This is a genomic window from Methylobacterium sp. E-016, assembly GCF_022829745.1.
GTDB lineage: Bacteria > Pseudomonadota > Alphaproteobacteria > Rhizobiales > Beijerinckiaceae > Methylobacterium.
Map to the genome: position 1 here is coordinate 40,166 of NZ_JAKSYF010000151.1, position 24,372 is coordinate 64,537.

Here is a 24,372-nt window from a genome sequence, read left to right on the forward strand (position 1 = left end):
GCCCTCGTTGCGTGCCGATCGCGTCGCGTGCAGGTCGCGCGCCGGTATGGTCGTCGGGGCGCGGGGTTCAGCCGCGCAACGTCGCGCCGGTCTTGCGGCCGACCTCGGCGACGATCCGGGCGCTCACCGCCTCGATCTCCGCATCGGTCAGCGTCCGCTCCAGCGGCTGCAGCCGCACCGCGATCGCCACCGATTTCGAGCCGTCCGGGATGCCGGTGCCCTCGTAGACGTCGAACACGTCGACGCCGGTGACGAGCTTGCGCTCGGCGCCGGCCGCCGCCTTGACGATCTCGCCGGCGGCGACGTCGCGGCCGACGACGAAGGCGAAGTCGCGCGACAGCGGCTGGAAGTCCGAGAGCGTCGCCGCGCCCTTGGTCTTGGTCGGCTTCAGCTTCGGGGCCGGGATCGCGTCGAGGACGATCTCGAACGCCACCAGGGTGCCCTTGAGATCGAGCGCCTTCATCACCCGCGGATGCACCTCGCCGAAGAAGCCGACCGGGTTCTTCGGGCCGAACTGGAGCGTGCCCGAGCGGCCGGGATGCAGCCAGTCCGGGCCGCCCGCCACGACCTGGAGCCCGCCCGTCGGAACGCCGAGGGCGGCCAGCATCGCCATCGCGTCGGCCTTGGCCTGGAAGGCGTCCACGGTCGGCGCGGTGCCGTCCCAGTGGCGCCCGCCGCCCGCGAGGTTGGCCGTTCCCCGGCGCACGGCCGCGGCGCGGATGGTCTGTCCCTCCGGCGTGTCGCCGGCGAAGCACTGCCCGACCTCGAACAGGGCGGCATCGGGATAGCCGCGGTCGGCGTTGCGCTGCGCCGCGCGCAGCAGGCCCGGCACCAGGCTCGGCCGCATGTCGGAGAGTTCCGAGGCGATCGGGTTGGCCAGCACCAGGTCGGTGCCGCCGCCGCCGAACAGCACCGCGTCGTCGTGCGGGATGAACGACCACGTCACCGCTTCCATCAGGCCGCGGCTCGCCAGCGCGCGCTTGGCGCGGCGGGTGCGCTTCTGGATCAGCGTCAGCGTCGGGCGCGCGAGGCCGGCCAGCGGCGCCAGCGGCTTCGGCTCGATCCGGTCGAGGCCCGCGATGCGGATGATCTCCTCGACGAGGTCGGCCTCGCCCTCGATGTCGGGCCGCCACGACGGCGGCAGCACCTTCGCCCGGTCGCCGGTGCCGGAGACCTGGAAGCCGAGCGCCTCCAACGTGACGGTCATCTCGGCGCGGGACAGCTCGATCCCGGCCAGACGCCGCACTTCGGTCCAGGGGAAGTCGACGACGCGGTCGGTCTCGGGCATCGCGCCGGCGATCGTCGCCTCGGACGGGATCCCGCCGCAGAGGTCGAGGACGAGCTGCGTCGCGCGGTCGAGCCCGGGCAGCGTCGAGGCCGGGTCGACGCCGCGCTCGAAGCGGTAGCGCGCATCGGTGATCACGCCGAGCCGCCGTCCGGTCTGCGCGATGTTGGCCGGGTTCCACAGCGCCGATTCGATCAGCACGTCGGTGGTGGAGGCGTCGCAGCCCGAGGCCGCCCCGCCGATGATGCCGGCGATGGATTCGACGCCGTTGTCGTCGGCGATGACGACCATCTCGCCGCCGAGCGTGTGCTCGCGCCCATCGAGGCCCTTCAGGGTCTCGCCCTCGCGGGCGAGCCGGACGGTCAGGCCGCCGGCCACCTTGGCGGCGTCGAACACGTGCAGCGGCCGGCCCTGGTCGAAGGTCATGTAGTTGGTGATGTCGACCAGCGCGTTGATCGGGCGAAGGCCGATCGCACGCAGCCGCGCCTGCATCCAGTCCGGCGAGGACCCGTTGCGCACGCCGCGCACGCGGCGGAGGGCGAAGTGCGGGGCGAGGTCGCGCGCCGCCTCGGGAATGTCGAGGGCGACGGCGACCGGGCAGGGGTCTTCGCCGCGGATCCGCGGCTCGGCCAGGGGCTTCAGGGTACCGATGCCGGTGGCGGCGAGGTCGCGGGCGATGCCGTGGACCGAGGCGCAATCCGGGCGGTTCGGCGTCAGGTTGATCTCGATCACCGGATCGTCGAGCCCGGCCCACAGCGCGTAGGGCGTGCCCACCGGCGCGTCGGCCGGCAGCTCGAGGATGCCGTCGTGGTCGTCCCCGAGGCCGAGCTCGGCCCCCGAGCACAGCATGCCGCGGCTCTCGACGCCGCGGATGTTGCCCACCGAGAGGGTCATGTTCTTGCCCGGCACGTAGGTGCCCGGCGGCGCGAACACGCTGAGCAGGCCGGCGCGCGCGTTCGGCGCGCCGCAGACCACCTGGAGCGGCTGCCCGTCCCCGGCGTCGACGCTGCAGACCCTGAGCCGGTCGGCGTTGGGATGCTGCTCGGCGGTGAGGATCTTCGCCACCACGTAGGGCTTCAGCGCCGCCGCCTTGTCCTCGATGCCCTCGACCTCGAGCCCGATGCGGGTGAGCGTCTCGGCGATCACGTCGAGGGACGCCTCGGTGTCGAGGTGGTCCTTGAGCCAGGAGAGGGTAAATTTCATGTTTGAATGCTTCCGCTCAAGCCAGGCGGGGCTTCGCGATGAGGAGAACCGCAAGCTGCTTGCGATCGGATGTGGGCAATTGCTCGATGAGCGTGACGGTCTGAGCGGCGAGAGCGATCAATCGCAGCGTCTCGTCGTGACGGACCAGGAGTCCGGGCGGACTATAATCGGCGAGGTTTCGCGCTTCCTGTAGGTCGATGAAATTGTTGCCGATATCGACGATCTGCGGGCCGATTGCCAAGGCGCCTCGGCCTTTCAGGCGCTGCTTGGCAGCACCGTGGTCGAGCAGGCGGTAGACGGGCTCCACCAAGGTGTTCGGCTGCGTCCACCCGAGCAGCTCGCTCGCGCAGACGAAGCACAACGCATGGAACACGGCGTAGTAGGCACTGCTGACCGCTCGCCGATGCGCAGCCTTGCGCAGGTTGGGCCGACCGCGCGTCTCGGCAAGCCCGAAAGCGACGTCCAACAGATCGTAGACGATCGGGTTGCCCAGCCGCGGCATCAGCCGTGTCCCGGCAGTCGGTCCGGCGCACCTTTGCCGGCAATCCCGACGTCGTGGTGGTCCTCGTCGGAAACATCGTCGCCGAGGACTTCGTCTCCGGGATAGTCGTAGCGGATGTAGGGAAAACGGGTTTCTCCGCGATCCAGCAATCCCTGCCGGAGCCGCGATAGGGCCTTCGTCGATACGGCACCGTCGGTGACGCCCGCATCCGACTTGAAATGCGCGATCACCACGAGCGACGGTTCTCCGTCGTGATCGGACCCGGCGATCATGTCCGCGTGCTCGAAGCCGTGCGGCGCCAGAACGTCGCGAAGGATGTCGTTGGCGAGCGTCGTCAATTCCTGTTCGGTCATCGCTTCGACCTCGTGCGTTGTCACCCCGTCAGGCCGCCGATCAGGCTCGGCACGTCGAGCGGGCGGAAGCCGTAATGCTCGATCCAGCGCAGGTCGGCCTCGAAGAACGGCCGCAGGTCCGGCATGCCGTACTTGAGCATCGCGATGCGGTCGATGCCGACGCCGAAGGCGAAGCCCTGGACCTCGCTCGGGTCGAGGCCGCAATTCCGCAGCACGTTCGGGTGCACCATGCCGCAGCCGAGGATCTCGAGCCAGTCGGTGCCCTCGCCGAAGCGGATCTCGCCGCCCTTGCGCGAGCACTGGATATCGACCTCCGCCGAGGGCTCGGTGAAGGGGAAGAACGAGGGTCGGAAGCGCATCTTGACCGCGTCGACCTCGAAGAACGCCTTGCAGAACGCCTCGAGCACCCATTTCAGGTTGGCGATATTGGCCGCCTTGTCGATCACCAGCCCCTCGACCTGATGGAACATCGGCGTGTGGGTCTGGTCGGAATCGTGCCGGTAGGTCCGGCCCGGGATGATCACCCGGATCGGCGGCGTCTGCGACCGCATGGTGCGGATCTGGACCGGCGAGGTGTGTGTGCGCAGCACCTTGCGCTTGCCCTCGGCGTCGGGCGCCAGGAAGAAGGTGTCGTGCATCTCCCGCGCCGGATGCCCGGGCGGGAAGTTCAGCGCGGTGAAGTTCAGCTCGTCGGTCTCGATGTCCGGGCCTTCGGCGACCGAGAACCCCATGTCGGCGAAGATCGCGGTGATCTCGTCGATGACCTGGCTGATCGGGTGGATGCGGCCGCGGGACTCGGGCGCCTCGCGCAGCGGCAGGGTCACGTCGATGCGCTCGGCCGCGAGCCGCGCTTCGAGGGCCGCCTCGGCGAGCGCGTCGCGGCGCTGGGCGATCGCGCCCTGCACCCGGTCGCGCAGGCCGTTGATGAGCGGGCCGCGCTGCTTGCGCTCCTCCGGGCTCATCGCGCCCAGCGTCTTCAGCAACTCGGAGACGCTGCCCTTCTTGCCGAGCGCCGCGACGCGCAGGGCCTCGAGCGACGCCTCGTCGGCGGCGGCCGCGACCTGGGCGAGCAGGTCGCGTTCGAGGGTGTCGAGATCGGTCATCGCTGTCCCATCGCGTGCGGTTCACCGCCCGGCGCCGTCGGCGCGCAGGCTCGTGGTCACAGGGTGTGCGAACATGACGAAGGCGCGGCGCTCCCCGAGGGAGCCCCGCGCCTTTCGCCGGTTCGTCGCTCGGATGAGGCTCAGGCGGCCTTGGCGGACTGAGCGGGCAGGGCGGCCTTGGCCTTCTCGACCACGACGGCGAAGCTCGCCGGCTCGTGGATCGCGAGGTCGGACAGCGCCTTGCGGTCGACCGCGATGCCGGACTTCGCCAGGCCGTCGATGAAGCGCGAATAGGTCAGGCCGTGCTCGCGGACGGCAGCGTTCAGGCGCTGGATCCAGAGGGCGCGGAACGTGCGCTTCTTGTTCTTGCGGTCGCGGTAGGCATACTGCATGCCCTTCTCGACCGCCTGCTTGGCGATGCGGATCGTGTTCTTGCGCCGGCCGTAATAGCCACGGGCGGCCTTGAGGACTTTCTTGTGCTTGGCGTGACTGGTCACGCCGCGTTTGACGCGGGCCATGGTGTATCTCCTGGATCGAAAAAAGCAGTCTCGGCGGTCGTGAAGGGCTTACCGGCTGTTGGGCAGGAAGTACTTCTTCACGTTGGCGGCATCGCCCTCGAACAGGGTGGTGGTGCCGCGCAGGTTGCGGATCTGCTTCGTCGTCCGCTTGATCATCCCGTGGCGCTTGCCGGCCTGGGCGTACATGACCTTGCCGGTCCCGGTGATCTTGAAGCGCTTCTTGGCGCCCGATTTGGTCTTCAGCTTGGGCATTTGGCTCTCCGCTGCGCGAAACCCCAGCCGTCCGACGATGGCCGGAGGGGTGCGCTCGATGGATGCTTCTGGTGGAGCAGCATGAACCGCCACGGCAGCCCTAACCGGCCGGGCGGTTCCACGCGGGGCGGCTTATGGCAGAAACCGCGCGCCGCTTCAATGCCCGGCGCCCCAACGGGTCCGTCCCGTCGGCCCGCAGCACCCGGAGCCCGCTGCGCTCGCCTCCGGCTCGGTCGCGTGAGAGAGGCGCCCGATCGTCGGCTTCGCTGCAGGAGGAGGCCGTCGACCGCGTTCGAAGCCCGCGTGTCGCCGGCCTTTCGTCCTGCGCTCGAAACGCTCACCTCAGTACCGGATCCTCGCGAGCCGAGGGCGCGCGACCGGTCGTCGAGGATACCGGGGACAAGTCCCGGCGATGACGACGAAGCGCTGCCTTTGCACCGCACAAGGAACCATAACCTTGGCCGTGGGTTTCGTTCATGTCCCACTCAGCCCGGGTCGGGTTAGATCCCCGAAACGCAGGCTACTCAGGAGACCTTTCGTGCGCATTGCCCAGATCGCCCCGCTCTCGGAAGCCGTACCGCCCAAGTTCTACGGCGGCACAGAGCGCGTCGTCAGCTGGATCACCGAAGAACTGGTCCGCCAGGGCCACGACGTCACCTTGTTCGCGAGCGGCGATTCCGAGACGTCCGCCAAGCTCGCGGCCTGCACGCCCGAAGGTCTGCGTCTTCTGGGCTATCGCGATCATACCGCGAGCCATCTCGCGATGCTGCACCAGGTTCATCGTCGGGCGCACGAGTTCGACATCCTGCATTTTCACATCGATCTGCTTCAGTATCCCATGTTCGAGGATCTGAACCACAAGTGCATCACCACGATGCACGGCCGCCTCGACGTGCCGGACTTTATGCCCGTCTACAAGACCTTCACCGGGATGCCGCTGGTGTCGATCTCCGACAACCAGCGCGAGCCGATGCCGCCGAACGTCAACTGGCTGTCGACGATCCATCACGGCCTGCCGGCCCAGAACTGCCCGTATTCCCCCGAGGCCAAGGGCGGCTACCTCGCCTTCCTCGGCCGCATCTCGCCGGAGAAGCGCCCGGACCGCGCCATCGAGATGGCGATCCGCTCCGGCACGCCGCTGAAGATCGCCGCCAAGGTCGACAAGGCCGATCAGGATTACTGGGACGAGGTCATCGAGCCGATGATCCACCACCCGCTGATCGAGTATATCGGCGAGATCAACGAGGAGCAGAAGAAGGAATTCCTCGGCAATGCCCTGGCGCTCGCCTTCCCGATCGACTGGCCGGAGCCCTTCGGCCTGGTGATGATCGAGGCGATGTCGGCCGGTACCCCGGTGATCGCCTTCCGCAACGGCTCCGTGCCGGAGGTGATCGCCGACGGCGTCAGCGGCGTGCTGTGCGAGACGATGGACGACGCGGTCGCCGCGGTGGCCAAGGTCAAGACCATGAGCCGCGCCGGCGTCCGCCGCCACTTCGAGAGCGCGTTCACCGCCGAGTGCATGGTCAAGAAGTACGTCGCGGCCTACGAGGAACTGCTCGCCGCCCGCGATTCGGTGATCGCCCTGCCGACCGCCTCCGCCTTCGCCCCGCATTACGGCGAGATGAACGGCTCGGCCCGCCCGGCGATCTCGATCGCCGCGATGCCGGCCTGATCCGGTCGCGGCGGGCCTCGCCCGCCGCCGCATCCGGCACTCGGCTTGCAAGGGCCGCCCAAGGGCCGTCGAAGCGGCGCGGGCAGGGTTTTCTCCGTCCTCGCCCCGTCGTACAAACGGCTCAATCAGACGGTCACCAGGGCCGCCGCATCGCAAAGGCGCGATCCGGCGGCCCTTTCGATTCGCATTCCAGGATGCGCGGAGCAGGTCACGCATGGCGGACACGATGACGGCAAAGGCGCAGCCCGGCAGCGAGGCGCAGCAGAAGATTCCGCGCGGCTTCCAGGATGCCGACGAGGTGCTTCCGCAGTACCACATCGAGGCGCAGACCTCGCTGGTGGACCGGCCGCTGCGCTCGCTCAAGTTCGGCGAGGCCTTCGCCGTGCTGGATTCGTTCGGCGACATCGGCGTGCAGCCCGGCCCGGAAGGCCTGTACTTTCAGGATACGCGCTACCTGTCGCGCCTGCACTTCACCATCGAGGGCCAGCGCCCGCTGATGCTGTCCTCGGTGATGCAGGACGACAACGGCGCGCTCTCGGTCGACATGACGACCCCCGACATCCGCCTCGACGGCGGCGACGAGATTACGCTGGCGCGCGAGATCATCGCGATCGAGCGCACGAAATTTCTGTTCCGCGGCGCCTGCTACGACCGGATCGGCCTGCGCTCCTACGATTCCCGCCAGCGCACCCTGCGCATCGAGGTGACGTTCGATGCCGATTACCGCGACCTGTTCGAGGTCCGCGGCACGGCGCGCACCAGCCGCGGCAAGCGCGCGGTGCAGGTCGCGAGCGACCAGGAGGTGCAGTTCCGCTACGTCGGCCTCGACGAGATCGTGCGCACCACCGCCCTGCATTTCGGGCCCAAGCCGAAGCTGCTCGAGCCCGGCCGTGCCGTCTTCGAGGTGACGCTGGCGCCCGAGGGCCGCGCCTCGCTGTTCGTCCGCGTGGTGTGCGAGGCGCATCGCGCCTTCACCAGCGCGCCGTCCGCCGAGAAGACCGGCGAGGATGCCGCCGCCGCGCTCTCGCTCGCCTCGGGCAGCACCGCGGTGCGGCCGCCGAAGGGCCTCTACGAAGGCATGGTCTTCGCCCGCGCCTACCGCGACGCGCGGCGCGACCTGCGCGAGCTGACCGCCGGCATCACCACGATCATCTCGTCGAACGACCAATTCAACGAGGCCGCCTGCCGCGCCACCGCCGACCTCTACATGCTGGCGAGCCGGACGCCCGAGGGCATCTACCCGTTCGCCGGCATCCCCTGGTACTCCACGGTGTTCGGGCGCGACGGCATCATCACCGCGATGATGGCGCTGTGGATCGATCCGAAGTTCGCCAAGGGCGTGCTGCGCTACCTCGCGGTGACGCAGGCCAAGACCGTCGATCCGGCCGCCGACGCGCAGCCTGGCAAGGTGCTGCACGAGACCCGCCGCGGCGAGATGGCGATGCTCGGCGAGGTGCCGTTCCGGCACTATTACGGCACCATCGACGGCACGCCGCTCTTCGTGATGTTGGCCTGGGACTATTACGCCGTCACCGGCGACCGCGAGACCATCACCCGGATCTGGCCCGCGCTCGAGCTCGCGCTGGCCTGGATGAACGAGTACGGCGACCGCGACGGCGACGGCTTCGTCGAGTACGCCCGCGACACCGACAAGGGGCTGGAGAACCAGGGCTGGAAGGACAGCCACGATTCGATCTTCCACACCGACGGGCACCTGGCCAAGGGCCCGATCGCGCTGTGCGAGGTCCAGGGCTACGTCTACGCCGCCAAGAACGGCATGGCCAAGCTCGCTGCGATGCTCGGCCACGACGCCATGGCCGAGAGCCTGACGCTCGAGGCGAACGACCTGCGCGAAAAGTTCGACGCCGCGTTCTGGAACGCCGAGATCGGCACCTACGCGCTGGCGCTCGACGGCGAGAAGCGCCAATGCGCCGTGCGCTCGTCCAATGCGGGCCACGCCCTGTTCACCGGCATCGCCAAGCCCGAGCGGGCGGCGCAGGTGGCGGCGACGCTGCTGTCGAAGGACGGCTTCAACGGCTGGGGCGTGCGCACGATCGCCCGCGGCGAGGCGCGCTACAACCCGATGTCGTACCACAACGGCTCGATCTGGCCGCACGACAACGCGATCATCGCGATGGGGCTCGCCCGCTACGACCTGAAGCACGAGGCCGCGCGCATCTTCCAGGGCATGTTCGAGACCGCCTTGTACCAGGACCAGAAGCGGTTGCCGGAGCTGTTCTGCGGCTTCATGCGCCGGCGCCAGCGCGGGCCGGTCTCCTACCCGGTGGCGTGCAGCCCGCAGGCCTGGGCCGCGGCGGCGCCGTTCGCCTTCCTCTCGGCCTGCCTCGGGCTGGAGCTCGACCACGCGCGCAACCGCGTCCGCCTGCGCAACCCGATCCTGCCGGCGTTCCTCGACGGGGTCTCGCTCTACAACGTGCGCCTGGGCGATTCGCGGGTCGACCTGCGGTTCCAACGCCACGGCAGCGACGTCACCGTCAGCGTCACGCGTCGCCTCGGCGACGCACAGGTGGCGGTGCTGAAGTAGCCGCCGCGCGCGGGTCTCGGAGCGCGAGGCGGCGGTCGCCTCGCGCAGCCGCGCATCACTCCGGATGCGGCTCGCCGTCGGGCTTTGGAAGCGTCAGCACCACGCCGGCGAAGTCTCCGCGCTGCCACTTGCGTGCGACCGGATAGGCATGGTCGTACCCGGGCACGGTGAGGGCGAAGCCCGGCGGCAGGCGATGGCGGCGCGAGATCGCGAGCTTCGCGCCCGCGACCGACATGTCGCGGATCACGCAGGCATGGGTCGTCCCGTCGGGACAGGTGATCGTCGCCGGGATCATCACCGTGTGGCGGCCCCCGCCCGATCGCTTCTCCGGCGGAGGCTCCATCAGACTGAGATGGTTGCGGGAAGCGGCGAGCTCGGACCACGCCTTCGCAACCATGCCGCGATGCTCCTATCCTGCCGCGGCCCTTGCGGTGCGGTGCCTGTTCCTGCTCCGGGTTGTCGTAAGCTCGGTTTCTCAAGAAGGGTTGAAGATGCAGCCGCCGTCCTCCCCCATCGCGCCGACGGATCCACACCGTCACGGTAGCTCCACGGGCGAGGCCTCGGTGATCGTTGAGGTGTCGGCGTGAGCGCCGAGGCGAGCCCGCTCGACCTGGCGCAGGCGCTGCTGCGCTGCCCCTCGGTGACCCCGGAGGAGGGCGGGGCGCTCGCGCTGCTCGACCGGATCCTCACCGCGGCCGGGTTTGCCGTCTCGCGCCCGGTCTTTTCCGAGTCCGGCACGCCGGACGTCGAGAACCTCTATGCCCGGATCGGCACCGGCGCGCCCTGCCTGCTGTTTGCCGGCCATACCGACGTGGTGCCGCCGGGAGACGCCGCCGCGTGGCGGAGCGGCCCGTTCGCGGGCGCGGTCGCCGACGGCGTTCTCTACGGGCGCGGCGCCGTGGACATGAAGGGCGGCATCGCCTGCATGCTCGCCGCCACACTCCGGTTCCTGCAGGCGCGCGGCTCGGGTCTTCACGGCTCGATCGCCTTCCTGATCACCGGCGACGAGGAGGGACCGGCGGTCAACGGGACCGTCAAGCTGCTCGACTGGGCGAAGGCCCGGGGCGAGCGCTTCGACCATTGCCTGCTCGGCGAGCCGACGAACCCGAGCACCCTGGGCGAGATGATCAAGATCGGGCGGCGCGGCTCGCTCACCGGCAAGCTCACCGTCCACGGGCGGCAGGGCCACGTCGCCTACCCGCACCGGGCCGAGAACCCGATCCCGAGCATGCTGCGCCTCGCCTCGGCGCTGGCCGCGGACCCGCTCGACGGCGGCACCGCGCATTTCGACGCCTCGAACCTCGAGTTCACGACGATCGACGTCGGCAACCCCGCGACCAACGTCATCCCGGCCGACGCGCGGGCGGTGTTCAACATCCGCTTCAACGAGGGATGGGACGCGCAGACGCTCGCCGCCGAGATCCGCCGCCGCCTCGACGCGGCCGCCGGCGGCACGGTCCGCTACGCCCTCGACCTCGCGCCCTCGAACTCTCCGGCCTTCCTGACCCAGCCCGACGCCTTCGTCGCGCTCGTCTCCGACGCGATCGAGGCCGAGACCGGGCTGCGCCCGAAGCTCTCGACCACCGGCGGCACCTCGGACGCGCGCTTCATCAAGGATTTCTGCCCGGTCATCGAGTTCGGCCTCGTCGGCGAGACCATGCATCAGGTCGACGAGTGCGTGCCGGTCGCCGACCTCGACCGCCTGACGGCGATCTACGGCCGGATGCTCGACGCCTACTTCCCGGCGTCGGGCCAGACGGGTGGGCCCTCGGCGGGATAATCCACGCCGACGAAGCACAGCCCGCAGGCGGGCGCCATCGGGCCGCAGCGGCTGCGGTCGCGCGAGGCCAGGATGTCGGCGACGCCGGCCGCATCGAGGCGTCCGCTTCCGGCGAGCATCAGCGTGCCGACCATGCTGCGGACCTGATGGTGCAGGAAGGAGCGGGCGTGGGTCTCGACCACGATCTCCTCCATCGATCCCATCGCACGGCGGGTGACATCGAGGCGGTCGAGGGTGCGCACCGGGCTGTTGGCCTGGCACTCGGCGGCGCGGAAGGCGGTGAAGTCGTGCAGGCCGAGCAGGCTCTGCCCGGCCGCGTGCATCGCCGCCGCATCGAGCGCCCAGGGCACGTGCCAGACCTGGCCGCCGGTGAAGGTCGGCGGGCTGCGCCGGTCGAGGATGCGGTAGCGATAGTGCCGCCGGATCGCCCAATGCCGCGCGTTGAAGTCGGGGGGGACGATCTCCGCCGAGAGGATCGAGACCGGCACCCGGCGTAGATGCGCGTTCAGCGCGTCGCGCACCACGTCCGTCCGCCACGCCTTGGCGAGATCGAGATGGGCGACCTGATGCGTCGCGTGCACGCCGGAATCGGTGCGCCCGGCGCAGGTCAGCCCCTGCGTCTCGCCCGAGAACCGCGTCACCGCCGTCTCGATCGCGCCCTGCACGCTCGGCGCGTCGGCCTGCCGCTGCCAACCACGGAAGGGCGCGCCGTCGTACTCGATGACGAGCTTGTAGCGCGGCATCAGGGTCGTCTCTGCGGGTGAGCGGAGGACGCGCCTTTCCCTCCCCCCCTGCGGCGCAGGGTACCTTCCCCCGCAGAAGGGGGAGGGAACGGGCGGTTGTCGATTTCCCTCATCCGAAACGCGCGCCGGCAATCACCCGCGCCCCGCGCAGGAACTCCGCGCCGCTGGCGCTGCCGCTCTTTCCGGCGCGTCGGACCTCCAGGATCCGCACGGCGCCCGAGCCGCAGGCGACCGTGGCGTCGGCGTCGAGGAGCGTTCCGGCGACGCCCGATCCGGTGGCGGGCAGAGCCCGCAGCACCTTCACCCGCTCGGCGCCCTTCCCGAGGTCCACCTCGAAGTAAGCGCCCGGGAACGGGCTCAGCCCGTTGATCTGCGCCGCGACCGCGGCGGCATCCCGGGCCCAGTCGATCCGCGCCTCGTCGTTGATGATCTTCCTGGCGTAGAGCACGCCGTCCTCGTCCTGCGGCCGGAAGGTCAGGGTGCCGGCGTCGAGCTCCTGCAGAGCTTGCGCCATCAGGTCGGCGCCCGCCGGCATCAGCGCGTCGTGCAGGTCGCCCGTGGTCATGCCGGGGCGGATCGGGATGCGGGCTTCCAGCGCCACCGGCCCGGTGTCGAGGCCGGCTTCCATCCGCATCACGCCGACGCCGCTCATCCCGTCGCCCGCCATCACCGCGCGGTGGATCGGCGCCGCCCCGCGCCAGCGCGGCAGCAGCGAGCCGTGCAGGTTGAGGCAGCCGTGGCGCGGCGCGTCGAGGATCGCCTGCGGCAGAAGCATGCCGTAGGCGACGACGACGGCGACGTCGGCCCGGTGGCGCGCGAAGGTCTCGGCGGCCTCGGCGTCCTTGAGGGTCGACGGGGTCAGGACCGGCAGGCCGAGCCGGTCCGCGAGCGCATGGACGGGGGAGGGGCGCAGCGCCATGCCGCGCCCGGCCTTCGCCGGCGCGCGGGTGTAGACCGCCGCGATGGCGTGGCCGTCCTCGGAAAGACGCGCGAGCGTCGGCACCGCGAAATCCGGGGTGCCCATGAAGACGACGCGCATGTCCGGTGTCCGATCAGGCCGCGTCGCGCTTGGCCGCCTTGGTGAACTTCTTCACGATCCGGTCGCGCTTGAGCTTCGACAGGTGATCGATGAACAGCACGCCGTTGAGGTGGTCGATCTCGTGCTGGATGCAGGTGGCGAGCAGGCCGGACGCCTCGATCTCCTGCACCGCCCCGTCGAGGTCGCGGAACCGCACCCGCACCTTGTCCGGCCGCGTGACCTCGCCGTAGACCTCCGGGATCGAGAGGCACCCCTCGTCGTAGACCCGCGTCTCCTCGGAGGCCCAGACGATCTCGGGATCGAGGAAGATCTGCGGGTTGCGCACGCCCTCCTCCTTGGAGGTGTCGATGGTCACCATCCGCTTCGTCACGCCGATCTGGATCGCCGCGAGGCCGACGCCGGGCGCGTCGTACATCGTCTCGAGCATGTCGTCGGCGAGGGTGCGGATCTCCTTCGTCACGGGGCCGACCGGCTCCGACGGCAGGCGCAGGCGCGCATCGGGCAGGATCACGAGGGGACGGATCGTCATGGCTCGACCGGGTGACGGGGCAGGTGGCGGGGCGGGCGTGTCGCCGGAATAGGATGCGGGGGGAGGGCGGTCAAATGCCCGCGCCGCCGCCGCCGCGGCAGGTCCTAGAACGCCGTGCGGCTGCGGATCGCCGCCGTCAGCGTGCCCTCGTCGAGATAGTCGAGCTCGCCGCCGACCGGCACGCCGTGGGCGAGCCGCGTCACCGTCAGGCCGAGGTCCTTGATCGCGTCGGTGACGTAGTGGGCCGTGGTCTGCCCGTCGACCGTGGCGTTCAGCGCGATGATGATCTCCTTCACCTCCGGCCGGGCCGCCCGCTCCACGAGGCTGGCGATGTTGAGGTGCTCGGGCCGGACCCCGTCGAGGGCCGAGAGCACGCCGCCGAGCACGTGGTAGCGCGCCTGCACCGCGCCCGAGCGTTCCAGCGCCCAGAGATCGGACACGTCCTCGACCACGACCAGCAGCGTCGGATCGCGCGACGGGTCGCTGCAGATCGTGCACGGATCGCAGGTGTCGACGTTTCCGCATTCGCGGCAGACGACGATGCGCTCGACCGCGACCCGCATGGCGTCGGCCAGCGGCGCGAGCAGCGTGTCCCGCTTCTTGATGAGCTGCAGGGCCGCCCGCCGGGCGGAGCGGGGCCCTAGGCCCGGCATCCGCGCGAGCAGCTGGATCAGGCGCTCGATCTCGGGGCCGGCGACGGCTTGCGGCATGAACGGTTCGTTTTCCTGGGCGGGGCCGGGTCGGGGCGGGGGCGCCCATGCGATACCGCCGAACGCGGCCGGGATGAAGGCGGCGTGGGGTCCCACGCGGCGGCGATGCGATGCGCTCGGGTGAACGGTTTCCGGCCCCCTGACAAGCGGCCCTCGTCTGTCCCCCCACCGCCCTTCGTCCAAGTTGACGGCGAAAGCTTGCCGCCTATCCAAGACGAGCCGGGAGCGGCGAACCTGCGTGCGGCGGTCCTGTACGACCGCACGGACGCTCCCATGATCCGGCGCCTGGCGCGCCCGGAGCAGCGACACGGCGCGAGCAGGGGCCCGGGAGAGAGACCTTGAGCAACATCGGCGATCATAACGCGGCCCACGGCGCGGAGGCGATCGGCCTGCGCAACCTGAAGGCCGTGCACTGGAACCTCGAGGCCCCGCGCCTCTACGAGGAATCCCTCGCCCGCGGCGAGAGCCGCCTGGCGCGCGGCGGCGCGCTGGTGGCCACCACCGGCAGCCATACCGGGCGCTCGCCCAAGGACAAGTTCGTGGTGCGCGACGCGAGCACCGAGAACGAGATCTGGTGGGAGAACAACGGCGCGATCACGCCCGACCAGTTTGGCGCCCTGCTCGCCGACTTCCAGGCCCACGCCGAAGGCCGCGAGCTGTTCGCGCAGGACCTCTACGGCGGCGCCGACCCGGCGCACCGGGTGAAGGCGCGGGTGTTCTCGGAATTCGCCTGGCATTCGCTCTTCATCCGCAACCTGCTGATCCGGCCGCCGCGCGCCGAGATCGCGGCCTACGTCCCGGACATGACGATCATCGACCTGCCGAGCTTCCAGGCCGACCCGGCCCGCCACGGCTGCCGGTCGAAGACCGTCATCGCCATCGACTTCACCCGCAGGATCGTGCTGATCGGCGGCTCGGCCTATGCCGGCGAGATGAAGAAGTCGGTCTTCACCTACCTGAACTACATCCTGCCGGGCGCCGGGGTGATGCCGATGCACTGCTCGGCCAACGCCGCCCTCGACGCCGAAGGCGGCTCGGCGATCTTCTTCGGGCTGTCGGGCACCGGCAAGACCACGCTCTCCAACGATTCCTCGCGCAAGCTGCTCGGCGACGACGAGCACGGCTGGAGTTCGGACGGGATCTTCAACTTCGAGGGCGGCTGCTACGCCAAGACCATCCGGCTCTCGCGCAACGCCGAGCCCGAGATCTACGCCACCACCGAGCGCTTCGGCACGGTGATGGAGAACGTGGTGATCGACCCCGAGACCCGGATTCCGGATTTCGACGACGCCTCGCTCACCGAGAACACCCGCTGCGCCTACCCGCTCGACTTCATCGCCAACGCCAGCGACACCGGCCGGGCCGGGCACCCGAAGAACATCGTAATGCTGACCTGCGACGCGTTCGGCGTGATGCCGCCGATCGCCAAGCTTACCGGTGCGGAGGCGATGTACCACTTCCTCTCCGGCTACACCGCCAAGGTCGCCGGCACCGAGCGCGGGCTGACCGGGCCCGAGGCGACGTTCTCGACCTGCTTCGGCGCGCCGTTCATGCCGCGCCACCCGAGCACCTACGGCAACCTGCTGCGCGACCTCATCGCCCGGCACGACGTCGATTGCTGGCTCGTCAACACCGGCTGGACCGGCGGCGGCGTCGGCACCGGGCGGCGGATGCCGATCCGCGTCACCCGCCGGCTGCTCACGGCGGCGCTCGACGGCTCGCTGTCGAAGACCGAGTTCCGGCGCGACCCGTATTTCGGCTTCGCGGTGCCGGTCTCGGTGCCCGGCGTCGAGCCGCACATCCTCCAGCCGGTGAAGACCTGGGCCAACAAGGCCGCCTTCGCCGAGACGGCGAACCGGCTCGTCGGCATGTTCAAGGAGAACTTCAAGCGCTTCGAGCAGCACGTCGACGCGGACGTGCGCGCGGCCGAGCCGAATGCGCAGGCGATGGCAGCCTGAGGGGCTCGGGTCTTCCCTCCCCCTTGCGGGGGAGGGAAAGGTACGCGTCCGACCGTCGCCTCAGCCCGGCTTGCGCTCGCTCAGGAACGTCTTCATCCGCTCGAGCGCGCGCAGGATGTTCTCGGCCGAGTTGGCGTAGGACAGGCGGATGTAGCCCTCGCCGTGCACGCCGAAATCCGGGCCGCCGATGACGGCGACGCCGGCCTCCTCCAGCAGGGTCGAGGCCAGGGCCTTGGCCTTCCAGCCGGTGCGGCCGACGTTCGGGAACGCGTAGAACGCGCCCTTCGGCACGATGCAGGAGACGCCGGGCAGGTCGTTGAGGCCGTCGACCACGATCGTCCGCCGCCGGTCGAACTCGGCGACCATCTCGGCCACGCAATCCTGCGACCCGTCGAGCGCGGCGATGCCGGCCCACTGCGTCGCCGCGTTGACGCAGGAATGGGCGTTGACCGCGAGCTTGCGCGCCGCCTCGTAGAGCGGCTTCGGCCAGACCGACCAGCCGAGCCGCCAACCGGTCATCGCGTAGGTCTTCGAGGCGCCGTCGAGATAGATCAGCCGGTCGCGGATCGCATCGTACTTGAGCAGCGAGTGATGCGCCTGCCCGTCGTAGGTCATGGTGCCGTAGATCTCGTCCGACATCACCGCCACGCCGGGGTGGTCGGCGAGCCCCTTCACCAGGGCGTCGATCTCGGCCTTCGGGGTCACGCCGCCGGTCGGGTTCGCCGGCGAGTTGACGATGAGCAGCCGGGTCCGCGGCGTGATCAGCTCCAGGGTCTCCTGGGCCGAGAAGGCGAAGCCGTTGCCCTCGCGGATCGGCACCGGGACCGGCGTCGCGCCGGTGAACTCGATCATCGAGCGGTAGATCGGGAAGCCGGGGTCGGGATAGAGGATCTCGGCGCCGGGCTCGCCGAACATCAGGATCGCCATGAACATGGTGACCTTGCCGCCGGGCACGATCATCACGCTTTCGGGTGAGACCTCGACGCCGTGGCGCCGGTGGATGTCGCGGGCGACCGCCTCGCGCAAGGGAAGGATGCCGGTGGCCGGCGTGTAGCCGTGATGGCCGTCGCGCAGCGCCTGGATGCCGGCCTCGACGATGTGGGCCGGGGTCGGCATGTCGGGCTGGCCGATGCCGAGATTGATGACGTCGCGCCCCTGGGCCGCCAGCGCGTTGGCCCGCGCGAGAACGGCGAAGGCGTTCTCCTCGCCGATGCGTCCGAAGGCCGGAACGATCTGCATCATGGAAACGCCCTCGTGATTCGCGCAGCCGAGCCTCGCGATTGCCCGGCGCGCCGTCCTGCCCGGAACGAAGCCTGCTCCCTGCACGCCGCGTGCCGGGAGGGACGCAGCGCTCAGTTCTTGGAGCGCTCGGCCAGCTTGCTCGCGCCGAACGACAGTGCCACGGCGATGACGGCCAGGATCACGAAGGTCTTCACCGACGCGTAGAACAGGGCCGGCTCGATGCCGGTGTCGGTGTAGAGCACGAGGCCGATCGCGGCGAGCGGCAGCGAGATCAGGATGAAGAGCGGAACGAGCGGGTTCATGAACGGCACTCAGGTCGTGCGGGGCTGCGGCGCAGCCCTCGCGCTTGGACGGATCGCTCGTCCTTAGCATCCCGGCGTGGCCGTGGGGACACCCGGCGCACCGTTTTTTTGCCGCGCGATCGAGCCCGGCTGCAGTTCCGATCGACAAATATCGGCGGGGTAGCAACGCGGACATTTTTACGAGATCGATCGGCGTTGCTAAGAAAGACGCAAGTCTCGGCGTCTATGTTCGCCCCTATCAAGGGGAAACCGAATTGATGCGCTCACCTGTGTCGAAGCCGCGCTCGATCATGTCGGATCGCGCGCAGATTGACGCGCTGGTGCTGCAGATCGGCAGGCTGGTCCGTCATCGCGGCTACGTCCGTACGAACGTCGCCAGCGCGATGCTGCTCAAATATCTTCCCTCCGACGCCGGGTACGACTGGAGGGGCGAGGCAGGATTGCAGGTCCGTTTCCACGAGGCCGGCCTGGACCTGAAGACCCTGGAATACCTCCTCACGAGCGCCCGTCTCGAGATCACGCACATCCAGGAACGCGCCCGCTGACGAGCCTCGGGCGGTGCCGCCGTCACGCCGGCACCCGCACCGTCGCCCGCAGGCCGCCGAGCGGGCTGTCGTGGAGCGAGACGTCGCCGCCATGGGCACGGGCGATGTCGCGGGCGATCGATAGGCCGAGGCCCGAGCCGCCGGCATCCTGCCGCGCATCGTCGAGGCGCACGAACGGCTTGAACACCTCCTCGCGGCTCTCGAGCGCGATGCCCGGGCCGTCGTCGTCGATCGAGACGAAGAACGCCCGCGCCTCGGCCCGGCCGGAGATCGCCACCGTCTCGCCGTAGCGCGCGGCGTTGGCGGCGAGGTTGAACAGGCAGCGCCGGAACGCGTCCGGCCGGACGGTGACCGAGGGCGACCCGGCCAGCTCGAAATCCGAGACCTGGGCGCCCAGGCGCTCGACGTCGGTGCGCAGGTCCTCCAGCAGGGCGCGCATGTCGGTCGGCGCCGCGTTCTCGGCCGAATCACCGCGGGCGAAGGCGAGGTAGCCTTCCAGCATCCGGCTCATCTCGTCGACGTCGCGCGAGAGCTCGTCGATCTCCGGGGTCTGCTCGATCAGGGCGAGCGAGAGACGGAACCGCGTGATGATGGTGCGCAGGTCGTGGCTCACGCCGTTGAGCATCGTCGTGCGCTGCTCCATCGCCCGCTCGATGCGGCGCTTCATCTCGATGAAGGCGTGGCCGGCCTGGCGGACCTCGCGGGCGCCGCGGGGGCGGAACTCGATCTCGCGGCCCTTGCCGAAGCCCTCCGCCACCGCGGCCAGCCGCAGGATCGGCTTGATCTGGTTGCGCAGGAACAGGATCGCCACGCCGAGCAGCACCATCGACGAGCCGATCATCCAGACCAGGAAGATGTGCGAGTTCGAGGCGTAGGCCTGCGAGCGGCGGGCGGTGATGCGCATCACCCCGTCGGGGATCGCGACGCGGATCTCGATCAGGTTCGAGCGCCCGACGGTGTCGATCCAGAACGGCCGGCCGATCTGCCGCTTCAGCTCGTCCGACAGCGCCTCGTCGAGGATCGAGAAGAACGGCCGCGGCCCCGGCGGCGGGATCTTGGCCCCCTTCAGGATGTCGAGGTCGAGGTTCAGCCGCTCGCCAGCGATGCGCGAGAGCGTCTCGGCGTCCTTGTCCTGGGGATAGACCTCGTAGATGTCGATCAGGGCCGCGACGTCGGCGGTGACGGCCGAGGACAGGCGCTTGGTCACCAGCTGCCAGTGCCGCTCCATGAAGGTGTAGGCGATCACCGATTGCAGCAGCACCACCGGGGCGATGATGATGATCAGCGAGCGGGCATAGAGCCCCTTCGGCAGCAGGTCGCCGATGGCGCGGGCGAGCCGCTTCCACAGGGTGCGCGGGCCGCCCAGCCGGCGCTGGGCCGGGCGACGCACGGTCGCGAGGTCCGGCGCGGTCATGCCGGGCACCGTGCGGGGCGGGGTGCTGTCGTGCCGGGGAATGTCGGGGCCGGCGGGAGGCGGCGCATCGGGCGAAGGTCCGGGCGGAGGCCCCGGAAGCGGGACGTCCGTCTTATGCCACTGCCGACGCGCCGCTCCAACGCGCGCTCGGTCCGACGCCGATCAGGATGCCGGCGCCGAGCAGCACGAGGCGGCCGTCAGGCCGTCCTCGCGCACCTCGTGCGTACCGGCCTCGGTGCTGCGGATCCGATAATTCGGCGCGCCCGCCTCGGCCGGCAACAGGCCGATCACCTCGAAGATGCGGTTGCCGTTTCGCGCCGCCGCGAGGTCGCGGCGACGCACGAGCTGCCCGAGATGAAACTTGTGGCCCATGTCGTGCTCTCCCACTGTCGCGCTCCCTTACGCGACGCGGGGCGGCTTCGGTTTCGCTTCGGGGATCGGCGAACGCGAGAGACTGAGGATCGTCCGCTGCGGACGCCCTGACTTCTGGGCGATCTCCTCGTCCTGTGCCGAGATCACCTCGCGGGCCGGCTCGTCGCCGTCGAGACCACCGAGGATCTCCATCGGGACGCGGCGGTTCGAGGCTTGCGAACCGTCCTCGTAGACCACGTCGAACAGCACGGAGCCTCGCTCCTGCGGCCTTTGCCTGGTGCGCTTACTCATTGCCTGCTTGGGGTTGGGGTCAACGTGAAACGCCGCCCAGGGATGGAACGGCTCCCGATCGATGGGCGGACCGGGGCGGGAGACGCCACCCGGCCCGTCAGCGGGAGCCGCATGCGGCTGGCGAGAAGGGCCTCGGCCGGCATCGAGGCTGAGATGGCGCAGGTCCGCGCGTTTGGCAACGCACGGCACGTCCGCGCGCCTTGCAGACGTCCGCGCGCGAGAAGCCGAAGGCGTTGGGGCCGTGTGCGGCGACCGCTCGCAGCCGCCGTGGCGCATCAGCCGGCGAGGGAGAGCTCGCTCTCGTTGGCGGCGCGCTCGCCGGCCGAGGACTTGATCCGGTAGCAGGGCTCGCCGGTCCGGTCCTCGGGCATCAGGCGGACGATCTCGCACAGCAGGCCCGAGGCATCGTCCTTGACGGAGCCGAAGCCGCCGCGCGACTGACGGACACGCTGGCCGAGCTTGAACTTGTGGGACATCGTACATCACTCCTGATCGCCGCGACGCCGGCTGCCGGACCCGGGGCGGGTGCGACGTTCGAAGTGACGGATTCGGCTGGGTCGGGTGGCGCCGGCCCGCCCGCCGCGGCCTGAGCCGCGTCGGTCGGATCGCCGCCGGGGCTCGGCTGCGGGCCTACTTGCGCGCGCGCAGCTTGCGCGCCGCGAAGCGGGCGTCGCGTGCCTCTTTCTGCTCGGCGGCCAGGGCGGCCTGACGCTCGGCCTTCTCGGCGGCGATGCGCAGCACCTCGGCAGCCTCGAACTCGCGCTGGGCCTTCGCCTCGGCGACGCGCTGGATCTCGGCGGCGACCCGGGCGGCCTCGCGCTCCTTGTTGCGCTCCTCGCGGGCCTCGATCACGGCCTGACGCTCGGCCTGGCGGGCGACGACGGCGGGATCATCGGCGGCCGGCCGCGAACGATAGCGCGCCAGCATCGCTTCCCGCGCCTTCGCAGCGGTCTCGAGCCGGTCGGAGAACTGGTTGTCCTTGGATTGATTCACACAAGATCCTTATGCGCCACCGGCCCCATGCCGGCTGCGGTCAAACAGGTCGGACCGAATCGCAAGGCTCGCGGCCCATGACACTCGGCGGATGGCGGGCGCCCCGCCGTGGCGGGACGCGGTCGGCGATGAGGCTCGCTCATCGCGATTCGGTCGCAACGCTCCGAAAACGCGCGAAGCCGTCCCGGGTGGGACGGCTTCGACGACGATCCGAGGCGAACTCGGTGCTCAGGCGGCCTGGAGGCTGCCGGCGGACTGCTTGCCGCTACGACGATCGGTCTCCATCTCGTAGGAGATCTTCTGGCCTTCGGTCAGGCCGCGCATTCCGGCGCGCTCCACAGCCGAGATGTGCACGAAGACGTCCTTGCCGCCGTCATCCGGCTGGATGAAGCCGAAGCCCTTCTGATCGTTGAACCACTTGACGGTGCCGGTGCTCATAGAAAATTCCGTATCTTATCAGTCGTCATAATTCGACCGGCGCATGTGAATCACGCGCCAGGTCGCGGGTCGTCGAAATGTGGGAGAAAATCAGCGCACGTCCATTACGGACGGAACGGCCGGATATCTGGCCAGAGATCGATGTTGTACTTTTTGCACACTCGGCGACATTTAGCAAACACCGCGTGCGACAAACACGAAAGCGCGCGTCTCGATCCGAGAACCGCAATGTGGGTCGACGGCAAATCGTTCGGCGGGAATGCGGGAAAGCGTGCTAGGCTCGGGTCATGCCCGCCACGCGCTCGTGCGGACGGTCTCTTCCTTCGAGGTGGACATGGCGCGCATCCCCGAGACCGGTGACTCCTCCGTCGTTTCGATGGCGGAATACGACAAGCGCGCCAAGCGGATCTCCGGAAACACGAGCGAGATCGCCGAGGACCTGAAGAAGAGCCGCCAGGCGACGAGCCTTCGCCTGATCGAGACCGCCGAGCGCAAGGCCTCGACCCCGCGCCTGACGCTCGTCGGCTCCGGCGAGGAGCCGGCCGGCACCGACTGATTGGCTCTTGGCGCGGTCGGAGCGGCCGGACGTATCATCAAGCCCGCGCGTCGCGTTCGCGGGGGCTGAACGTACGATCCCGAAGGCATCGCGCAATCGCGGACGAGCCGCTACGGCAGCGCCAGGCTGCGGCGGGCCCGGCGGCGCTGCAACCACAGGCTCGCCGCGAGCGCCGTGCCGATCACGACGGCCGACACCGCCGTCGTCAGGCTTCCCAGCGCGTAGATCTCCGGCGTCGTCACCGTGGTGGTGAGACCCTGGAGCTCGAGCGGCAGGGTGTTGCGCCCGCCGATCGCCTGGCTGGTGCGGGCGAGCTCGTCGAAGGACAGGGTGAAGCCGAACAGGGCGACGCCGACCAGGGCCGGCGCCAGGATCGGGACCACGACGTGGCGCAGCGTCTGCGCTCCGGTTGCGCCGAGGTCGCGGGCGGCCTCCTCGTAGGCCGGATCGAACCGGTTGAAGACCGCGAACATGATGAGAAGGCCGAAGGGCAGCGTCCAGGTCAGGTGCGCCCCGAGCGCCGAGGTGTAGAGCCCCATGGCGGTGCCGTGGTCCTGCAGCCATCCCCAGCCGGTGGCGGCCGCCAAAGCGTTGATCGCGTCGTCGACCAGACGGAACTCGAGGCCGATCCCGAGGGAGACCACGATCGAGGGCACGATCAGGCTGGCGACCGCGATGGCGAACAGGGCGTTGGCGCCGCGAAAGCCCTTGCGGAAGGCGAGGCCCGCGAAGAACGCCAGGACGACGGTGAGCGCCATCACCACGAAGCCGAGGCGGAGCGAGCGCCCGAACGCCGCCCAGATGTCGACGATGCCGCCGCCGGCCCAGAGCTTGGCGAACCAGTGCGTCGAGACGCCGTTCATCGGAAACGTCAGGCCGCCCTGCGGACCCTGGAAGCTCAGCGCCAGGATCGTCAGGGTCGGGCCGTAGAGGAACAGCACGTAGAGCGCAAAGAACGCGGCCAGCGCGGCGAAGGCCAGGCCTCGGGGACGATCGCTCACGCCGAAGGCTCCGTCATGGTCAGAGTTCCCGCCGCAGGTCGATCACCCGGGTGAGCCCGAGGATCATCATCAGCACGGCGGCGAGCAGCACCACGGCGTTGGCGGCCGCGGCCGGGAACTGCAGGTACGACATCTGCACCTGGATCACCTTGCCGACCGACGCGATCTGCTGGCCGCCCATCACCCCGACGGTGACGAAGTCGCCCATCACGAGGGTGAGCACGAAGATCGTCCCGATGGCGATGCCCGGCTTGCACAGGGGAACGATCACGCTCCACAGCGTCTGCCACCCCGTGGCCCCGGCATCGTAGGCCGCCTCGATCAGCGATCGGTCGATCCGCGCCATGCTGTTGAAGATCGGCACGATCATGAAGACCGTGTAGAGGTGCACGAAAGCCAAGGTCACCGAGAAGTCCGAGTACAGCAGACCCTCGATCGGGCTCCCGATCACGCCCATCCCCTGCAGGGTGTCGTTGACGAGGCCGTTGCGCCCGAGCAGCGGGATCCACGAGATCATGCGGATCACGTTCGAGGTCCAGAACGGGATCGTGCACAGCAGGAACAGCCCCATCTGCACGGTGCGCGAGCGGACGTGGAAGGCGAGGAAGTACGCGACCGGGAACCCGATCAGCAGCGTGAAGGCCAGCGTCAGCGCGCAGAACTTGAGAGTCGAGAGATAGGTCCGCGCCGTGGTGCACGGGTCGGCGAGGTTGCCGCAGCCCTCGAACACGTCGCGGTAGTTCTGCAGCGTGAAGGCCGGGATGATCTCGTACTCGTTGTACTCCCAAAAGCTGACCATCAGCGTCAGCAGGAGCGGGATCGCGAGGAAGACCAGGAACACCAGCGCCATCGGCGCGGCCTGGAGATAGGCGAGGGGCCGCCGGCGGCGGGCCGGGGCGGCCTCGGCCCGAACCGAATTCGCCGGCACGTCGGCGAGGGCGGGAAGCGCAACGTTGCTCATCGCGAGCCCTCCGACCGATGCAGCGGGCGCCGTTCCCTTCCGCGTCCGCGGGCGACCGGTTCCAC

27 protein-coding genes are annotated in these 24,372 nt (G+C 69.7%); 6 read left to right on the forward strand and 21 right to left on the reverse strand.

The features are described 5' to 3' along the window. Positions 1-67: 67 nt before the first annotated feature. The 6 genes from pheT to rpmI form a co-directional block, all read right to left on the reverse strand. Complete coding sequence (gene pheT, locus MKK68_RS22125) at positions 68-2,488, reverse strand: phenylalanine--tRNA ligase subunit beta (protein WP_244032954.1); 2,421 nt, start codon at positions 2,486-2,488, stop codon at positions 68-70. 16 nt (positions 2,489-2,504) lie between these two features. After that, positions 2,505-2,990, reverse strand: coding sequence for a hypothetical protein (locus tag MKK68_RS22130; protein WP_243949159.1), 486 nt, complete (start codon positions 2,988-2,990; stop codon positions 2,505-2,507). Beyond that, positions 2,990-3,343: a hypothetical protein gene (locus tag MKK68_RS22135; protein ID WP_243933787.1), complete on the reverse strand. Its 354-nt coding sequence runs from the start codon at positions 3,341-3,343 to the stop codon at positions 2,990-2,992. Before MKK68_RS22135 ends, MKK68_RS22130 begins: the two co-directional genes overlap by 1 nt. A gap of 20 nt (positions 3,344-3,363) precedes the next feature. Then, positions 3,364-4,446 carry a phenylalanine--tRNA ligase subunit alpha gene (gene pheS, locus MKK68_RS22140; protein WP_147725893.1) on the reverse strand — a complete coding sequence of 361 codons (1,083 nt, stop codon included), beginning with the start codon at positions 4,444-4,446 and terminating at the stop codon, positions 3,364-3,366. 140 nt (positions 4,447-4,586) lie between these two features. Beyond that, entirely contained in the window at positions 4,587-4,964 is a 378-nt protein-coding gene (gene rplT / locus MKK68_RS22145) for a 50S ribosomal protein L20 (protein ID WP_147725894.1), read from the reverse strand. A 48-nt stretch (positions 4,965-5,012) separates the two neighbouring features. Continuing rightward, positions 5,013-5,216 carry a 50S ribosomal protein L35 gene (rpmI, locus tag MKK68_RS22150; protein WP_018044555.1) on the reverse strand — a complete coding sequence of 68 codons (204 nt, stop codon included), beginning with the start codon at positions 5,214-5,216 and terminating at the stop codon, positions 5,013-5,015. A gap of 538 nt (positions 5,217-5,754) precedes the next feature. Here rpmI and MKK68_RS22155 point away from each other — a divergent pair. Further along, a complete protein-coding gene (locus MKK68_RS22155) occupies positions 5,755-6,888 on the forward strand; it encodes a glycosyltransferase family 4 protein (RefSeq protein WP_244032955.1) in 1,134 nt (377 codons plus the stop codon). 226 nt (positions 6,889-7,114) lie between these two features. Beyond that, complete coding sequence (locus tag MKK68_RS22160; RefSeq protein WP_244033002.1) at positions 7,115-9,433, forward strand: glycogen debranching N-terminal domain-containing protein; 2,319 nt, start codon at positions 7,115-7,117, stop codon at positions 9,431-9,433. Between the two features lie 55 nt (positions 9,434-9,488). Here MKK68_RS22160 and MKK68_RS22165 read toward each other — a convergent pair whose 3' ends face one another. Continuing rightward, a complete protein-coding gene (locus MKK68_RS22165) occupies positions 9,489-9,830 on the reverse strand; it encodes a PilZ domain-containing protein (protein WP_147859128.1) in 342 nt (113 codons plus the stop codon). A 186-nt stretch (positions 9,831-10,016) separates the two neighbouring features. Between MKK68_RS22165 and dapE the strand changes: the two genes are divergently transcribed. Then, positions 10,017-11,213 carry a succinyl-diaminopimelate desuccinylase gene (gene dapE, locus MKK68_RS22170; protein ID WP_244032956.1) on the forward strand — a complete coding sequence of 399 codons (1,197 nt, stop codon included), beginning with the start codon at positions 10,017-10,019 and terminating at the stop codon, positions 11,211-11,213. Here the strand turns inward: dapE and truA are convergent. From truA to recR, 4 genes are all read right to left on the reverse strand, one after another. Continuing rightward, complete coding sequence (gene truA, locus MKK68_RS22175; RefSeq protein ID WP_244032957.1) at positions 11,168-11,956, reverse strand: tRNA pseudouridine(38-40) synthase TruA; 789 nt, start codon at positions 11,954-11,956, stop codon at positions 11,168-11,170. The genes dapE and truA overlap by 46 nt on opposite strands. A 109-nt stretch (positions 11,957-12,065) precedes the next feature. Beyond that, a complete protein-coding gene (fmt, locus tag MKK68_RS22180; protein ID WP_244032958.1) occupies positions 12,066-12,995 on the reverse strand; it encodes a methionyl-tRNA formyltransferase in 930 nt (309 codons plus the stop codon). 13 nt (positions 12,996-13,008) lie between these two features. Continuing rightward, positions 13,009-13,524 (reverse strand): peptide deformylase, encoded by a 516-nt coding sequence (locus tag MKK68_RS22185; RefSeq protein WP_147859132.1) that lies wholly within the window; start codon positions 13,522-13,524, stop codon positions 13,009-13,011. A gap of 104 nt (positions 13,525-13,628) precedes the next feature. Continuing rightward, complete coding sequence (recR, locus tag MKK68_RS22190; RefSeq protein WP_147730063.1) at positions 13,629-14,234, reverse strand: recombination mediator RecR; 606 nt, start codon at positions 14,232-14,234, stop codon at positions 13,629-13,631. Positions 14,235-14,572: 338 nt separating this feature from the next. On the opposite strand from recR, the gene MKK68_RS22195 reads away from it, so the two are divergent. Then, the gene (locus MKK68_RS22195) at positions 14,573-16,192 is read left to right on the forward strand and encodes a phosphoenolpyruvate carboxykinase (RefSeq protein ID WP_147726920.1); all 1,620 of its coding nucleotides are present in this window, start codon (positions 14,573-14,575) and stop codon (positions 16,190-16,192) included. A gap of 60 nt (positions 16,193-16,252) precedes the next feature. On the opposite strand, the gene MKK68_RS22200 is transcribed toward MKK68_RS22195, so the two are convergent. Both MKK68_RS22200 and MKK68_RS22205 read right to left on the reverse strand, forming a co-directional pair. After that, positions 16,253-17,434: a pyridoxal phosphate-dependent aminotransferase gene (locus MKK68_RS22200; protein WP_244032959.1), complete on the reverse strand. Its 1,182-nt coding sequence runs from the start codon at positions 17,432-17,434 to the stop codon at positions 16,253-16,255. Positions 17,435-17,544: 110 nt separating this feature from the next. Further along, positions 17,545-17,736 (reverse strand): hypothetical protein, encoded by a 192-nt coding sequence (locus MKK68_RS22205; protein ID WP_147726916.1) that lies wholly within the window; start codon positions 17,734-17,736, stop codon positions 17,545-17,547. Between the two features lie 44 nt (positions 17,737-17,780). On the opposite strand from MKK68_RS22205, the gene MKK68_RS22210 reads away from it, so the two are divergent. Further along, positions 17,781-18,281 carry a hypothetical protein gene (locus MKK68_RS22210; RefSeq protein ID WP_244032960.1) on the forward strand — a complete coding sequence of 167 codons (501 nt, stop codon included), beginning with the start codon at positions 17,781-17,783 and terminating at the stop codon, positions 18,279-18,281. Between the two features lie 22 nt (positions 18,282-18,303). Here MKK68_RS22210 and MKK68_RS22215 read toward each other — a convergent pair whose 3' ends face one another. The 6 genes from MKK68_RS22215 to MKK68_RS22240 all read right to left on the reverse strand — a co-directional run bounded on the left by MKK68_RS22215 (position 18,304) and on the right by MKK68_RS22240 (position 21,789). Beyond that, positions 18,304-19,695, reverse strand: a complete 1,392-nt coding sequence (locus MKK68_RS22215) for an ATP-binding protein (RefSeq protein WP_147842574.1) — start codon at positions 19,693-19,695, stop codon at positions 18,304-18,306. Between the two features lie 162 nt (positions 19,696-19,857). Then, complete coding sequence (locus MKK68_RS22220) at positions 19,858-20,067, reverse strand: hypothetical protein (RefSeq protein ID WP_147726911.1); 210 nt, start codon at positions 20,065-20,067, stop codon at positions 19,858-19,860. A gap of 27 nt (positions 20,068-20,094) precedes the next feature. Then, on the reverse strand, positions 20,095-20,358 hold the full coding sequence (locus MKK68_RS22225; protein ID WP_147726909.1) for a hypothetical protein: 264 nt from the start codon (positions 20,356-20,358) through the stop codon (positions 20,095-20,097). Between the two features lie 275 nt (positions 20,359-20,633). After that, the gene (locus tag MKK68_RS22230; protein ID WP_147842575.1) at positions 20,634-20,834 is read right to left on the reverse strand and encodes a hypothetical protein; all 201 of its coding nucleotides are present in this window, start codon (positions 20,832-20,834) and stop codon (positions 20,634-20,636) included. Positions 20,835-20,988: 154 nt separating this feature from the next. Next, the gene (locus MKK68_RS22235) at positions 20,989-21,351 is read right to left on the reverse strand and encodes a DUF6481 family protein (protein WP_147726905.1); all 363 of its coding nucleotides are present in this window, start codon (positions 21,349-21,351) and stop codon (positions 20,989-20,991) included. 228 nt (positions 21,352-21,579) lie between these two features. Next, on the reverse strand, positions 21,580-21,789 hold the full coding sequence (locus MKK68_RS22240) for a cold-shock protein (RefSeq protein ID WP_147726903.1): 210 nt from the start codon (positions 21,787-21,789) through the stop codon (positions 21,580-21,582). 334 nt (positions 21,790-22,123) lie between these two features. Between MKK68_RS22240 and MKK68_RS22245 the strand changes: the two genes are divergently transcribed. After that, positions 22,124-22,345, forward strand: a complete 222-nt coding sequence (locus MKK68_RS22245) for a hypothetical protein (protein ID WP_147726900.1) — start codon at positions 22,124-22,126, stop codon at positions 22,343-22,345. Positions 22,346-22,455: 110 nt separating this feature from the next. Here MKK68_RS22245 and MKK68_RS22250 read toward each other — a convergent pair whose 3' ends face one another. Next, the gene (locus MKK68_RS22250) at positions 22,456-23,346 is read right to left on the reverse strand and encodes an ABC transporter permease (RefSeq protein WP_147842576.1); all 891 of its coding nucleotides are present in this window, start codon (positions 23,344-23,346) and stop codon (positions 22,456-22,458) included. Positions 23,347-23,365: 19 nt separating this feature from the next. Then, entirely contained in the window at positions 23,366-24,307 is a 942-nt protein-coding gene (locus tag MKK68_RS22255; protein ID WP_244032961.1) for an ABC transporter permease, read from the reverse strand. Positions 24,308-24,372 lie beyond the last annotated feature (65 nt).

Bases quoted from the DNA above. Each gene is read 5' to 3' on its own strand.
- MKK68_RS22230 (WP_147842575.1), bottom strand. From the start codon at position 20,834: ATGTCCCACAAGTTCAAGCTCGGCCAGCGTGTCCGTCAGTCGCGCGGC.
- MKK68_RS22130 (WP_243949159.1), bottom strand. From the start codon at position 2,990: ATGCCGCGGCTGGGCAACCCGATCGTCTACGATCTGTTGGACGTCGCT.
- rpmI (WP_018044555.1), bottom strand. From the start codon at position 5,216: ATGCCCAAGCTGAAGACCAAATCGGGCGCCAAGAAGCGCTTCAAGATC.
- MKK68_RS22160 (WP_244033002.1), top strand. From the start codon at position 7,115: ATGACGGCAAAGGCGCAGCCCGGCAGCGAGGCGCAGCAGAAGATTCCG.
- MKK68_RS22215 (WP_147842574.1), bottom strand. From the start codon at position 19,695: ATGACCGCGCCGGACCTCGCGACCGTGCGTCGCCCGGCCCAGCGCCGG.
- MKK68_RS22200 (WP_244032959.1), bottom strand. From the start codon at position 17,434: ATGATGCAGATCGTTCCGGCCTTCGGACGCATCGGCGAGGAGAACGCC.
- MKK68_RS22225 (WP_147726909.1), bottom strand. From the start codon at position 20,358: ATGAGTAAGCGCACCAGGCAAAGGCCGCAGGAGCGAGGCTCCGTGCTG.
- truA (WP_244032957.1), bottom strand. From the start codon at position 11,956: ATGCCGCGCTACAAGCTCGTCATCGAGTACGACGGCGCGCCCTTCCGT.
- MKK68_RS22135 (WP_243933787.1), bottom strand. From the start codon at position 3,343: ATGACCGAACAGGAATTGACGACGCTCGCCAACGACATCCTTCGCGAC.
- MKK68_RS22220 (WP_147726911.1), bottom strand. From the start codon at position 20,067: ATGGGCCACAAGTTTCATCTCGGGCAGCTCGTGCGTCGCCGCGACCTC.
- MKK68_RS22240 (WP_147726903.1), bottom strand. From the start codon at position 21,789: ATGAGCACCGGCACCGTCAAGTGGTTCAACGATCAGAAGGGCTTCGGC.
- MKK68_RS22205 (WP_147726916.1), bottom strand. From the start codon at position 17,736: ATGAACCCGCTCGTTCCGCTCTTCATCCTGATCTCGCTGCCGCTCGCC.
- MKK68_RS22245 (WP_147726900.1), top strand. From the start codon at position 22,124: ATGGCGCGCATCCCCGAGACCGGTGACTCCTCCGTCGTTTCGATGGCG.
- MKK68_RS22165 (WP_147859128.1), bottom strand. From the start codon at position 9,830: ATGGTTGCGAAGGCGTGGTCCGAGCTCGCCGCTTCCCGCAACCATCTC.
- fmt (WP_244032958.1), bottom strand. From the start codon at position 12,995: ATGCGCGTCGTCTTCATGGGCACCCCGGATTTCGCGGTGCCGACGCTC.
- MKK68_RS22255 (WP_244032961.1), bottom strand. From the start codon at position 24,307: ATGAGCAACGTTGCGCTTCCCGCCCTCGCCGACGTGCCGGCGAATTCG.
- MKK68_RS22185 (WP_147859132.1), bottom strand. From the start codon at position 13,524: ATGACGATCCGTCCCCTCGTGATCCTGCCCGATGCGCGCCTGCGCCTG.
- recR (WP_147730063.1), bottom strand. From the start codon at position 14,234: ATGCCGCAAGCCGTCGCCGGCCCCGAGATCGAGCGCCTGATCCAGCTG.
- pheS (WP_147725893.1), bottom strand. From the start codon at position 4,446: ATGACCGATCTCGACACCCTCGAACGCGACCTGCTCGCCCAGGTCGCG.
- rplT (WP_147725894.1), bottom strand. From the start codon at position 4,964: ATGGCCCGCGTCAAACGCGGCGTGACCAGTCACGCCAAGCACAAGAAA.
- pheT (WP_244032954.1), bottom strand. From the start codon at position 2,488: ATGAAATTTACCCTCTCCTGGCTCAAGGACCACCTCGACACCGAGGCG.